A 14857-nucleotide genomic window follows, 5' to 3' on the forward strand; every position below is an offset into this window, starting at 1 on the left:
ACAAAACTTGACGTATTTAATAAAATATTATATTGGTAATCTGTTGACTAATATAATGTTCAATTTATGTAATTCATTATCATTAAAATGAGTTTTTGCATAAAAAGCCATCGGTAATTTATAAATACCTGATGAGAATAATAATAATTCAGAAGACCCTAATTCTTTATAAAATTAAAAAAAGATCAAATAATAATCCCTGAAATATAAAACTTACACAGAAAGATAGACAGGTAAATTTTTTTTTGATTGTAAAAATTTCTCCGGAATGTAAAATATTTTTTAAAAATAACACCTTTATAGGAGACAGATTTGAGTCCTTATTAGGCTTTATTTCTCGTTTAAATTATTAAAATTCCGAATTTTGCTAGTGAGGAATAGTTAAATTAAGTGGATTAACATTCATGTTTTCAGTTGGTTATGTTTTTTATGGTCATACTGGGTGTTGTGAAAGAAATATTTTTGATTCTATCTTTGCAAAACAAATAAAAACACATTTGTATTCTAAAAACATCAAATGATATGAAAATTTTTATTTATTTAATCAGGGTGTCCGTAGTTTCGGGATTTCTTATTTTCACTCATGTCAGGGCTCAGAATGTCGGGGTTAATACAACAAATCCACAGGCTTCCCTTCATATTGACGGGTCAAAAGATAACCCGAGCTCGGGAACACCTACTTCAGCACAGGCAGCGAATGATGTTGTATTTACCTCTTCCGGTCAGATCGGCATAGGAACATTAAATCCGGCAGTCAAGATTGATGCACGCTCTTCAGACAATACGGATAATGCTATAGGAATCGGAAAAACCACTCAGACAGCCTCTGATGCAGGAGCCGGGGCATTAAGGTACAACTCATTTAATGGAGGCAAAATGCAGTATTCTGATGGAACAGTTTGGCAAGAACTTGTTTCGACACCTACTAAGTCTATATTGGTTGCTAATATCATGTCTGCTAATTTTACCATAAGGATACCTTATCAGAATGCTACTGCGATCCAGGGATGGAATGAAATTTCAGATCCGGCGAATAATTTTAATCCTTCAACAGGTGTTTTTACCGCTCCGAGAACCGGTATTTACCTGGTGTCATTTACCTATGATTTTGTACGGGTGCCTATTGTCTCCGGATATTTTTCTGAGGCGAGGTATGTAGTCAACGGAAATAACACGGTTAAAAAATGCATCAAATCTTTTTCAAACACTTCCAGAGAGGCTCAAATTGCAGGATCATGCGTGGCAGGGGTTTATCTTAATAAGGGAGACGTTTTCCAGCCACAGATTTATCAGTCTGTATATAACGGAGATCTGAGCTTAAGAACTGATAATTCCACTTCCAGCCCCGATTACGGTTTTATTAATCTTTCCATAATAGAACAATAAACACAAATGATATGAGACACAAATTTACCGCCTTGTTATCAATCTTGTTTTTTTCACTCCATATACAGGCACAGGTTGGAATTAATGATACCTCTCCGGAGGGCGTACTGCACGTAGACAGTAAAAAAAATACTTCAGGAACAGCTTCGGGATATTATGATGATGTAGTGGTTACACAGACTGGAAATCTCGGAGTAGGCACGAAATCTCCTAAAACAAGGCTTGATCTCAGATCAGGTGAAAATTTAAATGCTTTAGGTATCGGATCAAGCACACAGACGGCTGCCGATGCCAAAGCCGGAGCATTGAGATACAACTCAGGAACAAAAGATCTGAGCTATTCTGATGGCAATTCATGGGTGCCTTTGGCTTATAAAAGTACCAATGATTTCGTAGATGCTAAAAATTCCTCACAGCAGAGTTTCAGTAACGGAGTAAAAACAGACATGACTTCGTGGACTGAAAATAATGATGTTAACGGGAGCTTCAATCCGGCAACAGGTGTGTTTACGGCTTCAAAATCAGGAATCTATGTAGTCTCATTTACTTTCTCATTTGCCTCAGGGAGCATCTCAAATGATTCCCGCTATGAAAGCACGATTGAGACGAACTCCACCGCTGCAACCAACAAAATATTCAGGTGTGTGGGAAGTTATCCAGGGACTAATACTATTGCCAATAGAGTGGCCGGTGGCTGTTCAGGGATTTTTAACCTGAATCAGGGAGATCAGATTAAAACAGCGGTCAACCAAAATCTGGGAAGTACAAAATCATTGGATGCTGACGGAACCAATACCTCGTTAAGCATTTTCGGATTATAAAAAACATAAATGATGAGAAAGAATATTTTATGGATCGTCCTGATTGCCGGCTGTAATGCTGTATCAGGACAGATGGGAATCAACACAATGAACCCGCAGGGTGTTTTACATGTGGATGGACAGAAGGACAATCCTGCTTCAGGAAATACTTTCACTGCCAGCCAGCAAGAGAATGATGTGGTCGTTACTGCCTCCGGGAGACTGGGAGCAGGGACCATATCTCCTGCGGTAAAAGTAGACGCCCGCAATCAGGGAAACGGAGCTGTAGGTTTTGGAAATACATCATTATCAGCAGCAACAGCAGATGAAGGTGCTGTAAAATACAATAATGGTTTGCAGTACTCCAATGGCAACGAATGGATCCCATTGCTCACCGCACAGTCAGGCAGCAATAAAGTGATTGTAATTGCTTCCAAAACTAACAATAATGTTAAATTGGTCAATCCTTCTGCGAATACCACTACAGGTTTACAGAACAGACAGAGTAATTACCTGGTAAGCTGGACAAAAACATTTGAAAATAATTCCGGCAATTCCTTTAATGCTTCAACAGGTGTTTTTACCGCACCCCATGACGGAGTTTATGTGGCATCATTCAATACAGATATGGCACCTCTTGCCATCAATTATAATACAGATACTTTAAGTCCTATCCAAATAGAGGCCATCTGGCAGCTGTACGACAATACTACAGGTCTTGCCGCATCCAATATCATCAGTACGGTCAAATGCGCCAATACCATGTCCTCAAACAGCATCGGAAACCTCGATGCCGGAAGCAACTGTACAGCATCCTTCTTTATGTCTGCAGGGCAAAGGTTAATGCCATATACCTGGTTTAACCTCAATAATTCCAATACAGCCAATTTTTCACTGAATACCTCTGCAGATGGCTATAATAGCCTGACTATTGCAGAGCAGTAATCAGGAAACGAGGGTTAGGTTCTTGATAAATGCAGAAGGATGTATTCCCACAATCTTTTTAAACTCATGGGAAAAAGCACTGTGTGATGAATACCCTGAGATCTCGGCCAGGTGGTTGATTTTGTATTTTCGGTATTGGGGATCATTTTTAAGTTGATCTACAATATATCCGATCCTGAGGCTATTGATGTATTGATTGAAGTTAGCTTTTTTATGCTTTTTAATAACTGCAGAGAGATACTTGCTATTTACATTCAGGTTATTGGCCAGATAATATTTTGCAACGTTCCTACTGTTAAATTCCAGGTTTTCTTCAAATGCCTGTAAACCTCTGAGAATATTTTCCTCGACTTCAGGGGACATTTTTATCTCCGGAGGCCCAGTGCTCTCATTGGTTTCTGCGATCTCATCAGTATCCTTTTCATAAGGAACCTGGATAATCCCTCTTTCATAAACATCAGCCGTAATCTGCATGTTTTTTTTCTTCTGCTTTCGGATCCTGTAAATTATAATTCCAAGCAGGCAAATCAGGAGGATACAGGCCACCATAAGGGAATTGGAAATCAACCGGCTTTGATTAAGTTTTTGGGAATACTCCTTTTTCTCACTGGCAAGAACTTTTCCTACGGCAATGCTTTTATTGTATGAAAACCCATCTTTAAGATTAAGATGCTGAAATTTATAGGTTTTTGCGCTATCAGGCTCTGCCTTGTCAGCATAGGCCTCTTCAAGATTTCCGGTAATTTCTATTTTCTTTTCATTGAAACCATAAGTATTGGCCAGATCAAGTGCTTTACGATAATAGTGAATGGCACTGTCAGGCTGTTTGTTTTTTGAAAATGCAAATCCTATATCATGTAAGATATGGCATCTTAAATAATTATTACCACTGCCTACTAAACCAAGCGCTTTCTTTAGATATAGCATGGAGGCTTTGAATTTGTTAACTTCCGAAAGATTATACCCCATATTGCTATAAGCGGAGACCAGAAGCTCATTTCTTCTGGCCAGGTTCCTGATCTGGAGGTATTCACTAATTGATTTTTCAGAATAGTAAAGCTTTCTTTTATATTCTTTCTCATTCAAAAGGATCAGATAAGAATTATAAATCATGCCTCTTAATTCATGCCCTTCATCCGTATTTAGGTGTTCGATTTCTGCAATGCCTTTAGAGAGACTTTCTTCAGCCTGCTCCAGGAGGCCAAGTTTTGCATATTGTGTTCCATACATTCTATAAGACAATGCTTTTCCTACAGCATAATGATTCTTTTCAGAAATTTCGAGTACAATACCGGCATAGCGGATCGCATTATCGGCATCAGATCTCACATAGCTGTTAAAGGATTTGAGGTAATAAGCTTTCGCCAGGTATTCCGGCTGATTGTCTTTCTGTGCAGCTTCAATAATATTGTTCAGAACTATATCCGAGCTGTCAGGGAATTTACTGGTAAGATACCGGGCACGGACATACTGTCCCTCAAAATCAAATGGCTGCTGCGAAAATGAATGAGTCCAAAAAACGGATAGAAAAAATAATAAAATAATTTTCTTAATTAACATTTGTGATAGGTTATTTGTTTTTAAATATTATGGATCCAATTACTGAAATAATTCTACAGCAGAATTGACCAGAAACTTTACCTGGTCGGGCCTTCCACGGTCATTTTTTGGGAGGTTATGATAGCTGCCGGTTCGTACGATAACCATATTATATTCAGGAATCATAATGATATACTGCCCCTGAAGTCCCAGGAAATAATAGTGTTTTACAGGGTTGTCATGATTGATCCAGAGTCCCATACCGTAAATACCTTCCGAATGTTCGGTAGGAGTCCTCATCTGCTCAATAAATTCTTCATTTAAAATCTGCCTTTGTCCTGCTTTTCCGTTATCCAGAAAGAGTTGCCCTAATTTTGCAAAATCCCGTGCATTGGAATGGATGCAGCAGTATGTCTTTTCCATGCCGCTTTCGTCTGTGCTCCAAGTAGCATTGTGTTCCATGCCCAGGGGAATCCAGAACTTTTCAGACAGATAGCTTGCCAAAGATTGGTTAATTGCTTTTCGTACGGCAAAACCCAGGAGCTGGGTCGAACCGCTTTGATATTCAAACCTGTTGCCGGGTTGCTCTTTGAATTTCCTTGAAAATATTGCACTGATGAGGCTTGTACCATAATACGCTTTTGCATTGGGAAGAAAAGGGTTTTTATAGTTTTCCTCCCAGTCCAGGCCTGATTCCATAATGGCGAGCTGTTTTAGGGTAAGTTCCTTTCCATACTCTTTCTGATCAAACTCCGGGAAAAAAGTTGAAAACCTGTCATCAAGACTGTGGATTTTCTGCTCCTCGATTGCTTTACCCAGTAGCATAACGGTTACAGCCTTGGCCATGGAAAAAGAATTGGTAGGAGATGTGGCATGATAGGCATCCCAGTACTGTTCGTGAACCAGTCTTCCGTTTTTTACCACAATAAAAGAAGCTGTACTGGAAGCTTCCAGGTCACGGATCAAATCTTCCGGCAGTGGACGTGTATTGTATTCCGGTGCTTTTTCCCAAGGCTTAGGTGTCGCGGTTGCTACTGTGTTGGACGGGAAATAAGATCCGTCGTCAATATTGGCGCTCAGTTTGCCTTTAAAATAGGTTTTTGAAATCCCGTTAAATATATAGCCATAACCGGTCAGATAAACTAAGATTACGGCCACGGCAATAACGATCAGCATGATCTGTATAAATAACAGCATAGATTTAGGGATTTGGATTTAAACAAATCTATTCAAAAAAACGTTACAAAAAAAGCCCTGATTTCTCAAGGCTCTGAATTTATATTTTTGATAGTAAATTTCTGAAACTGGTTTTTTCATCAATGATCCTTCTCAATTCGGAGACCGGAACCCTTTCCTGGGCCATCGTATCACGGTCCCTGATCGTTACTGTATGGTCTGTTAATGAGTCATGGTCTATGGTAATACAGTAAGGAGTACCAATGGCATCCTGCCTTCTGTAACGCTTGCCGATGGCATCTTTCTCCTCGTAGAAGAGGTTGAAATCGTACTTCAGATCATTAAAGACTTTTTCAGCATATTCTGCCAGACCATCTTTTTTCATCAACGGAAGGATTGCTGCTTTTATAGGAGCTAAAGCCGGCGGCAGGGAAAGAACGGTTCTTTCCGATCCGTCTTCAAGCACTTCATCCTTCAGGCAGTGAGAGAATAAAGCTAGGAAAAGCCTGTCAAGGCCTACGGAAGTTTCCACCACATAAGGAACATAGTTTTCGTTTCTTTCAGGATCAAAGAACTGAAGCTTTCTTCCGGAGAACTTCTCGTGTGCTTTCAGGTCAAAATCTGTTCTGGAGTGGATCCCTTCCAGCTCTTTGAAGCCAAACGGGAAGTTAAACTCAATATCAGCTGCTGCATTGGCGTAATGCGCTAATTTTTCATGGTCATGGAAACGGTAATTTTCATTTCCTAAGCCCAGAGCTAAGTGCCAGTTAAGACGAGTTTGTTTCCACTTCTCGTAGAATTCAAGCTCAGTGCCCGGAGCTACGAAGAACTGCATTTCCATCTGCTCAAACTCACGCATCCTGAAAATAAACTGCCTTGCAACGATCTCATTCCTGAACGCTTTACCAATCTGTGCGATCCCGAAAGGAAGTTTGTGGCGTGAAGTCTTCTGTACATTCAGGAAATTAACAAATATCCCCTGAGCGGTCTCAGGCCTTAGATACAGGTCCATCGCAGAATCTGCGGAAGCCCCTAATTTGGTTCCGAACATCAGGTTAAACTGCCTCACTTCCGTCCAGTTTTTAGAACCGGTATCCGGATCAGCGATTTCCAGCTCTTCAATCAGTGCTTTTACATCAGCAAGATCTTCATTTTCCAGGGATTTTGCCAGCCTTGTAAGGATCGCTTCCCTTTTTGCCCTGTATTCAATTACTTTTGGATTCGTAGCTACAAACTGGTCTTTATCAAAAGCGTCGCCAAATCTCTTGGCAGCTTTTTCAATTTCCTTGTTTTCCTTATCTTCAATTTTGGCGCAGTAATCCTCTACCAGTACATCTGCACGAAAACGTTTTTTAGAATCTTTATTGTCAATTAACGGATCGTTGAACGCATCTACGTGGCCCGATGCTTTCCATGTTGTAGGGTGCATCAGGATTGCTGAATCAATCCCCACAATATTTTCATTAAGTTGTACCATGGCTTTCCACCAGTACTGCTTGATATTGTTTTTAAGTTCGGCACCGTTCTGTCCATAATCATAAACAGCGGATAAACCGTCATAGATCTCACTGGAAGGGAAAATAAACCCATATTCCTTAGCATGAGAAATCACTTTTCTGAAAACATCTTCTTGTTTTGCCATATATTTTACATCTGAATTGCAAAAATAGGAATTTGGATTCCAATATCATGAAATCCTGCGAAAAAAGCAGTTAAAAACTGTTGCAATCCGGCCTTTTGAAATTACAGATTGAGCCCACACCGTATCCATTAACGTCTAGGCGATAAGAAGTTTTGTAAAGATAGGGCCTCAGTATTGTTCAATTCAGATGATTTTCAGGAGCCGGGAACCTGCTTTCCGCTGCAATTCCTCATGGCACGGCTCCGCTTTGCTCCGCCGCACCATTCCGGGATTTCCGCTGCAATCAGGGCTATGGCCAGAAGGCAATCAGGAATTGAAGGATTTCCAGCAGGAATCCGACTCATGTAATACTTATTGTCTCATTTTGAGATAATTTAACGATATTTGCAGGATTCAAAATAATACTATGAAAAAAGCGGGTATTTTAATCATCACTTTTCTCCTGTCCATACAGTTTTTATCAGCTCAGAACATTCCGGTAGGGAAAGTTGTCACAACCTATATTACGGCAAAAAGCCTGCAAAATAAGGCAGGGGAAAATCCGCAACGGAGGGTTTCGGTTTATCTTCCGCCGGGTTACGAACAGTCGGAAAAAAGATATCCTGTCATCTATTTTCTGCATGGGTTCTTCTGGAGCGACAGTCTGTTGGTGAGCAGCGACAAGATCAACCATATTCTGGACCGTGCGATTCATTTGAAAAAGATCAGGCCGGTTATTGTTGTGATGCCGGATGAAAGCACGGTTTTTAAAGGGAGTTTTTATGCCAACTCAAAATCATCGGGAAATTGGTCAGACTTTACTTCAGTAGATTTAGTCAATGATATTGATAAAAAATACAGAACGATCCCGAATAAGGAAAGCCGCGGCATTTCGGGACATTCAATGGGAGGAAACGGAGCATTGAGAAATGCCATCCTTCACCCGGAAGTATTTTCATCCGTATATGCTCTTTCTCCGGGTGTTTTAGATGCAAGGTATTTTGCCCTCACAGAAATGGATTCATATAAAAATGCAGCTGATATTAAAGAGATAAAAGATCTTTCAAAATCCCAAAATGCAAGAATGAACATCATTTTTGCCATTGCAAGAGCATATAACGGAAACCCTTCTAAACCTCCTTTTTTTGCAGACCTGCCTTTTTCTTTTGACGGAGAACGCTTAAAAGTAAATGCTGAGGCAGTAGAGGACCTAAGAAAGAACTCCACTTCAGAGCTGCTTTTCACGCATTATGAAAATCTTAAGATGTTAACAGCGATTAAATTAGACTGGGGGAGGAATGATGAATTCAAACATATCCCGGTCACCTGCAGAAATTTCAGCCAAACCCTCGAAATACTGAAGATAAAACATGAAGCTGAAGAGTACATCGGAACCCACGGAAGCGAAGTAAGCAAAGAAAACGGAAGGATTGAGAACAGCATGCTGCCCTTTTTCAATGACCATCTGAAGTTTGAGCAATAATATGACTGAAACTCATTTCTTAAACAGGCTCATTATCGTATGAGCAGTATAAAATGAAATCTCTATTTTTGCCGGATGTTAGAAATCCTGTACCGCGACGAACATATCATTGCCATTAATAAACCCAGCGGACTGCTGGTTCATAAATCTTTTTACTCCGGAGAAGCGGATACATATGCGATTCAGGAGCTGAAAAAACAGATCGGGCAAAAAGTATATCCGGTACACCGTTTAGACCGGAAAACTTCAGGCGTTCTGCTGTTTACTTTAGATAAAGAAACGCTCAGGACAATGAGTGATCAGTTCGCCACACGGGAAGTCGAAAAGAAATACATTGCTATCCTTCGAGGCTGGACGAAAGAAGAAGAAACCATTGATTATGATTTGACTAACGAAAATGAAGTGAAGCAGAATGCCATGACTTACTATCGCCGTCTGCAGACTTCGGAAATCGATTTACCTTTTTTAAAACACCTGACTTCCAGATATTCCCTGGTGGAAGCTATTCCGGAAACAGGACGGTTTCATCAGTTGAGAAAACATTTTAAACATATTCTGCATCCGATCTTAGGGTGCCGTAAGCACGGATGCAACAAACAGAACAAATTATTGCTGCAGACTTTTAATATGACCAGAATGACGCTTCATGCTTATCAGCTTGCTTTTACTCATCCCATTACCAATGAAAGAATAAATGTATATGCTACGATAGATGAAGAATTTAAAAAAGTGGGTGATATCCTCGGTTTTGATCTGACTGCATATGTACAGGATCATTAAATTGGCTCTGACAATCGGCTGATAAATTGATTGAGAAATTCAAAACCAACGAATTTTCCGCATTTTCAAATTGTGAAAAAACTTTATATTAAAAAGACTGTATTGAAACACTTGATTTCATACAGTTTCCTCTTTTCCTCTAAAGCTTGAACTTCAACTAAAAATCAGTATCTTTGTATTCCAAAAACAAGGCATGTACAAATCGCTGATCCGTCCTATCCTTTTCAAGTTTGATCCTGAAGCCGTGCATCATTTTACCTTTTCGATGCTTAAAAATTTTGGTTTTCTTACCCGGATATTCTTCCCGAAACCTGTCGCAGACAAACGGCTCGAAAGAGAAGTTTTCGGATTGAAATTTAAAAATCCAGTGGGGCTTGCAGCCGGATTTGATAAAAATGCAGTCCTCTTCAACGAACTCGCTGATCTCGGTTTCGGATTCGTGGAAATCGGTACGGTGACACCCAGGGCACAGGCCGGAAATCCTAAGAAAAGACTGTTCAGGCTGATCGAAGACGGTGGGATCATTAACCGGATGGGTTTTAACAACGACGGGCTGGACGCTGCGATTGAAAAGCTGAAAGGCAATAAAGGCAAAATCATCATCGGCGGAAACATCGGAAAAAATACAGATACAACTCCTGAACATTATACCCGTGATTATTTGGAGTGCTTTGACGGACTTCATCCTTATGTAGATTATTTTGTCCTGAATGTGAGCTGCCCGAATGTAGGAAGCCACGCGAAACTGGAAGATGTGGAATACCTGCGGGAACTGATTACGGAAGTTAAAAAAATCAACCAGTCCAAGACCGTTCAAAAGCCGGTTCTTCTAAAAATTGCCCCGGACTTAAATGACCGCCAGCTCGATGAAATTATTGAGCTTATTGCAGAAACAAAAATCGACGGAGTGATCGTGTCCAATACTTCAGTGAACAGGGAAGGGCTAAAAACACCACCGGAAGTGCTTGCGCAGATCGGAAATGGCGGATTGAGCGGAAAACCAATCCGGGAACGCAGTACCCGAATGATCCGGTATCTCTCTGAAAAAAGCAACCGGTCGTTTCCAATCATCGGTGTTGGCGGTATTCATTCAGCAAAAGATGCCATTGAAAAACTGGATGCAGGTGCAAGCCTGGTTCAGTTATATACCGGATTTATCTATGAAGGCCCGGAGCTGATCAATGATATCAATCGCGAAGTACTGAAAAGAGCGGGCAGGCTACCGAGATAAATAAGATTATATATAGGAAGCAGAATACCAGTATTCTGCTTTTATTTTTTCACTAAATAATATGGTCTGTCAGATACATTTTCTGTAATTATAAAAAATCTAAGTTGAGGATCCGAATAAGTGTCAAAGTAGTAATACGGGGAATCAAAAAAGCCTTCAATTGGATTTTTTGGGTATCTTATTCTTACGCTATTATCTTCTGAAGATAAAAACGCAGTTCCTGTGTAATATGTTATGTCTGGACCACATCCGTTTACTGAAAAAAGAGCACAGTTAACAGGATGAAATATACGTTTCTTTGCATAATAATTATCAAACTTAACATAACTTATGTTATCCATGTTTTCTAATTTCTTAAAGATATCATTGATTTCATTTTCATAGCCATAAGATTCTAATCCATAAATATTGTTTTCTTCCTGTCCAACGTTCATTTTAAAAATCTTACCATTTTCTACAAAATAAACATAGCTATAAATAACTGCTGCACTATCTTTCGGCTTATTAATATTATTATCATTATTGTCTGATTTTATAGTGTAGGACAAATGTGATTTTAGAATTTTCGCAATAATTTTCTTTTGACTTATGGTATCTTCCGGACTTACATTGAGGTCTCTGACTTTCTTTTTCGATTTATCACTGTCATAGATCCAGGTGATGTAATAATCATGATCAATAATGTAATGTTGTAAAAGTTCATAGTCTTTTTTAATTTCTATAGAATCTAAAATATTACCATAGTAGTCTAACTTTTGATAGAACTGATCTTTATTTTGCCTATCTAATTTCAAAATTACGGTCTTTGCCTCTGTATTAATAAAAGAATCATGTATTTTCCCGACAGTTATTTTCTGTATTTTATTTTCTTTATCTAACTCTTCCAAAGTTCTATAAGTAGATGTATCTATTTTGTTTTCGTACAAAAATTTATAATAATCTTCTACTACATCCTCTCTATGATGTCTGCCACAACTAATGAGAAAAGTAAGGTATGTAAACAAGCAAAATGCTGAAAATTTTATTTTCATCTTATGATAATAGATTTAAAGGGATAAATGTAATGGAAATAACTATAGGAAAAAATGCGCAATCGTATAAATAATCAAGCCCACCAATCCACCGACAATTGTTCCATTCACCCGGATAAACTGTAAATCCTTCCCGACTTCCAGTTCCAGTTTTTCGCTCAGTTCTTTTCCCTGCCAGTTTCCTACTGTTGAACTGATGAGGTTACCAAACTGATGGGTGTTTTTCAGGATGTATTTATAGGCTGTGACCCGAACCCAGTCATCAATTTTATCCTGAAGTGCTGTATTGGTTTTTAAATTAACGGCAAATTCATCCAGGTTCTTGGAGATGTAATTCTTAAGGGCAGAATCATCATGCTGCAGTTCTTCTGTTACTGTCTTTTTTATGGAGGCCCAGATATCCCGGGAATATTCATTTAATTTTTCAGGTTTCAGCAGGTCCTTCTTGATGTTTTTGAATTCCTCATCCCACTTCGGGTCTTCTTTTAGGTCTGCAGAAAAATCCTGGATCTTCCGGGTGATCAGGTTCCTGATTTCATGCTGCGGATCTTCCTCTATTTCCCCGAAAAAATCAGACAGGCCGCTGGTGATCTTATCTGCAATCTTATTGTCTACAAAAGCAGGGATAAAAGTATAACTGCCTTTTTTTACACGGTCCTTGATCATTTCATCATTTTCCAGGATGTAGTTTTTAATCTGGGAAGAGAGATTGGTAATGAGCCGCTGATGATCATTTTTTTCAATGATATAACCTATCCCGTTGCCAACGATTTTGTTAAGCTTGATGTCATCCGTCATTTCAGATACTTTATTACTGATAAATCGGCTTACCGTATCATCTTCCAGTTTATTAAGGATGTCAAGAACAATATCGGATATATTTTTTATGAGAACCGCCTGGTTTTTTTCTTTTCCCAGCCACTCCCCGACAAAACCGGATATCCTGAGTTTCTGGATGTACGGGCGTATATTTCCTGGAGAGAGAAAATTATTGACCACAAAACCGCCCAGATTATCACCCAGCTGCTGTTTGCTGTTTTCAATAAGGTTGGTATGGGGAATAGGCAGCCCCAGAGGATGCCGGAAAAGTGCTGTTACGGCAAACCAGTCTGCAAGGGCACCTACCATAGCAGCTTCGGAAAAAGCCCTAACATAACCAATCCAATGGGAAGCATTGTTTTTCTGCAGGATCGTGGTTATGATAAATAGGGCAGCCATCAGCAGGAAAAGCCCCGTGGCAAAGGCCTTGTATTTTTTTAGCTGTTTTCTTTTTGCTTCATCATTCATAAGGTGTGGCATATGGTTATTATTGATGAGATAATCAGGCAGTTTCCCATTATATCCTCATTACGCATTCTGCAATTTTACGGTTCAGAATTCTGTGCTCCATTTAACACGATTACCATAATCAGTTTAAAAATAATTAAAAAAAAATAAAACTTTTATCTATTATGGTTCAATTTTAGCTGATACAAAAGCATTAAACGATTACATGGAACACGAAGCAAAAAACAATCCATACTACTCCAGGACAGATCGTGCAAAACTGGATATTCCCAACGAAGAATGGAGAAAGATACTATCGCCTGATTTGTATGCCATTTCTAGGGAGGCTGCCACAGAACGACCTTTTACAGGAAAATATAATGAATTCCACAAATTAGGAGAGTATTATTGTGCTGTATGCGGTAACCATTTGTTCCGATCAGATGCCAAGTTTTCAAGCAGTTGCGGCTGGCCCAGCTTCTTTGAAGCAGATGAGGAAGGAGTCTATTATAAGAGAGATACTGCTTTTGGAATGGAAAGGGTAGAAGTGCTATGTAAACGGTGTGATTCCCACTTAGGTCATGTCTTCGATGATGGGCCTAAACCTACCGGATTAAGGTATTGCATGAATTCCGTCAGCCTGGAATTTATTCCGGACTCAAAAAATTAAACGCAGGTTTGATTCTATAAATCAAGGCGTTAAATTTTCTTAAATAGCGTTAAACTTTATAAGATTATAAGGTTTAGGCCGTTATGTTTTATACATTTGCTCTCGCAATTGTATTTAACATAATATCTGAATGAAAGGAATCTATAGCGTATTAAGTATTGTTTATGTGGTTACGACCTCATTCTATCTTTCTCCTGAAAAAGCTGTATCAGGGAAAGGAATCAATTTAAAAAAGACCGAAAAAACAGCGGGTATGAACTCTGCGAAGGCAGAAAACACGGTATCTTCATCTGAAGAACTTTACAAATCCATCCCTTTTGAACCAGGGCATGAACTTAACGAAGAGGTTTTCTTTAAAGCAATGACAGGCTTTGAAAACCTGAAGAAAGCCGGACTATTAAACCAGGATTCGCATCTCCTTACGGTATGCGATTTTTCTATGTCTTCCAATACCAAAAGACTTTGGGTGATCGACATGAATGAGAGGAAAGTCCTGTTCAATTCTTTGGTAGCGCACGGTAAAAATACAGGCGAAGAATTTGCGACGAATTTTTCTAACACGGAAAGTTCGTTGCAGAGCAGTCTTGGATTTTATATCACAGATGCGACGTACCAGGGAGACAACGGATATTCTCTGAAATTGTTAGGTATGGACAAAGGTTTCAATGATGCAGCCTATAGAAGGGCGATCGTCATGCACGGAGCAGATTATGTGAGCGAGCAGTTTGCCGCAATGCATAAGAGAATCGGCAGAAGCTGGGGATGCCCTGCAGTCCCGAGAGACCTCACCCAGCCGATCATCAATACGATCAAGGGAAGGAACTGTCTTTTCATCTATTATCCGGACCAGAATTACCTTTCCAGATCGGAATGGTTAAAGGGATAACAAAAAGGATAATACATCAATATAAGCAGTCTGAGTTCAGGCT

14 protein-coding genes are annotated in these 14857 nt (G+C 39.4%); 8 read left to right on the plus strand and 6 right to left on the minus strand.

Annotated features, from left to right (window positions below; translation table 11 throughout):
* Positions 1-522: 522 nt before the first annotated feature.
* From QE404_RS17455 to QE404_RS17465, 3 genes are read left to right on the plus strand one after another with little or no spacing between them, the layout of a single operon-like run.
* Positions 523-1386 carry a hypothetical protein gene (locus tag QE404_RS17455; protein ID WP_307452664.1) on the plus strand — a complete coding sequence of 288 codons (864 nt, stop codon included), beginning with the start codon at positions 523-525 and terminating at the stop codon, positions 1384-1386.
* An 11-nt stretch (positions 1387-1397) separates the two neighbouring features.
* Positions 1398-2207, plus strand: a complete 810-nt coding sequence (locus tag QE404_RS17460) for a hypothetical protein (RefSeq protein WP_307452666.1) — start codon at positions 1398-1400, stop codon at positions 2205-2207.
* A gap of 9 nt (positions 2208-2216) precedes the next feature.
* On the plus strand, positions 2217-3131 hold the full coding sequence (locus tag QE404_RS17465) for a hypothetical protein (protein ID WP_307452668.1): 915 nt from the start codon (positions 2217-2219) through the stop codon (positions 3129-3131).
* Here the strand turns inward: QE404_RS17465 and QE404_RS17470 are convergent, their stop codons facing one another.
* From QE404_RS17470 to QE404_RS17485, 4 genes are all read right to left on the minus strand, one after another.
* Complete coding sequence (locus QE404_RS17470) at positions 3132-4691, minus strand: helix-turn-helix domain-containing protein (RefSeq protein WP_307452670.1); 1560 nt, start codon at positions 4689-4691, stop codon at positions 3132-3134.
* A gap of 39 nt (positions 4692-4730) precedes the next feature.
* Positions 4731-5867: a serine hydrolase domain-containing protein gene (locus tag QE404_RS17475; RefSeq protein ID WP_307452672.1), complete on the minus strand. Its 1137-nt coding sequence runs from the start codon at positions 5865-5867 to the stop codon at positions 4731-4733.
* A 79-nt stretch (positions 5868-5946) separates the two neighbouring features.
* The gene (locus QE404_RS17480) at positions 5947-7488 is read right to left on the minus strand and encodes a glycine--tRNA ligase (RefSeq protein ID WP_307452674.1); all 1542 of its coding nucleotides are present in this window, start codon (positions 7486-7488) and stop codon (positions 5947-5949) included.
* Between the two features lie 194 nt (positions 7489-7682).
* The gene (locus QE404_RS17485; protein ID WP_307452676.1) at positions 7683-7832 is read right to left on the minus strand and encodes a hypothetical protein; all 150 of its coding nucleotides are present in this window, start codon (positions 7830-7832) and stop codon (positions 7683-7685) included.
* 62 nt (positions 7833-7894) lie between these two features.
* Between QE404_RS17485 and QE404_RS17490 the strand changes: the two genes are divergently transcribed.
* The 3 genes from QE404_RS17490 (at position 7895) to QE404_RS17500 (ending at position 10961) form a co-directional block, all read left to right on the plus strand.
* Positions 7895-8950 carry an alpha/beta hydrolase gene (locus QE404_RS17490; RefSeq protein WP_307452678.1) on the plus strand — a complete coding sequence of 352 codons (1056 nt, stop codon included), beginning with the start codon at positions 7895-7897 and terminating at the stop codon, positions 8948-8950.
* A 75-nt stretch (positions 8951-9025) separates the two neighbouring features.
* A complete protein-coding gene (locus QE404_RS17495; protein ID WP_307452679.1) occupies positions 9026-9730 on the plus strand; it encodes a pseudouridine synthase in 705 nt (234 codons plus the stop codon).
* A gap of 193 nt (positions 9731-9923) precedes the next feature.
* Positions 9924-10961 carry a quinone-dependent dihydroorotate dehydrogenase gene (locus tag QE404_RS17500; RefSeq protein WP_307452681.1) on the plus strand — a complete coding sequence of 346 codons (1038 nt, stop codon included), beginning with the start codon at positions 9924-9926 and terminating at the stop codon, positions 10959-10961.
* A 41-nt stretch (positions 10962-11002) separates the two neighbouring features.
* Here the strand turns inward: QE404_RS17500 and QE404_RS17505 are convergent, their stop codons facing one another.
* Together QE404_RS17505 and QE404_RS17510 are read right to left on the minus strand one after the other, a co-directional pair.
* A complete protein-coding gene (locus QE404_RS17505) occupies positions 11003-11992 on the minus strand; it encodes a hypothetical protein (RefSeq protein WP_307452683.1) in 990 nt (329 codons plus the stop codon).
* Between the two features lie 42 nt (positions 11993-12034).
* Entirely contained in the window at positions 12035-13279 is a 1245-nt protein-coding gene (locus QE404_RS17510) for a DUF445 domain-containing protein (protein ID WP_307453426.1), read from the minus strand.
* A 205-nt stretch (positions 13280-13484) separates the two neighbouring features.
* On the opposite strand from QE404_RS17510, the gene msrB reads away from it, so the two are divergent.
* The gene (gene msrB, locus QE404_RS17515) at positions 13485-13928 is read left to right on the plus strand and encodes a peptide-methionine (R)-S-oxide reductase MsrB (RefSeq protein ID WP_307452685.1); all 444 of its coding nucleotides are present in this window, start codon (positions 13485-13487) and stop codon (positions 13926-13928) included.
* 130 nt (positions 13929-14058) lie between these two features.
* Positions 14059-14814, plus strand: a complete 756-nt coding sequence (locus tag QE404_RS17520) for a murein L,D-transpeptidase catalytic domain family protein (protein WP_307452687.1) — start codon at positions 14059-14061, stop codon at positions 14812-14814.
* The last annotated feature ends 43 nt before the right edge of the window (positions 14815-14857 follow it).

It is taken from the genome of Chryseobacterium camelliae (genome assembly GCF_030818575.1).
In the GTDB taxonomy this organism is placed as follows: domain Bacteria; phylum Bacteroidota; class Bacteroidia; order Flavobacteriales; family Weeksellaceae; genus Chryseobacterium; species Chryseobacterium camelliae_A.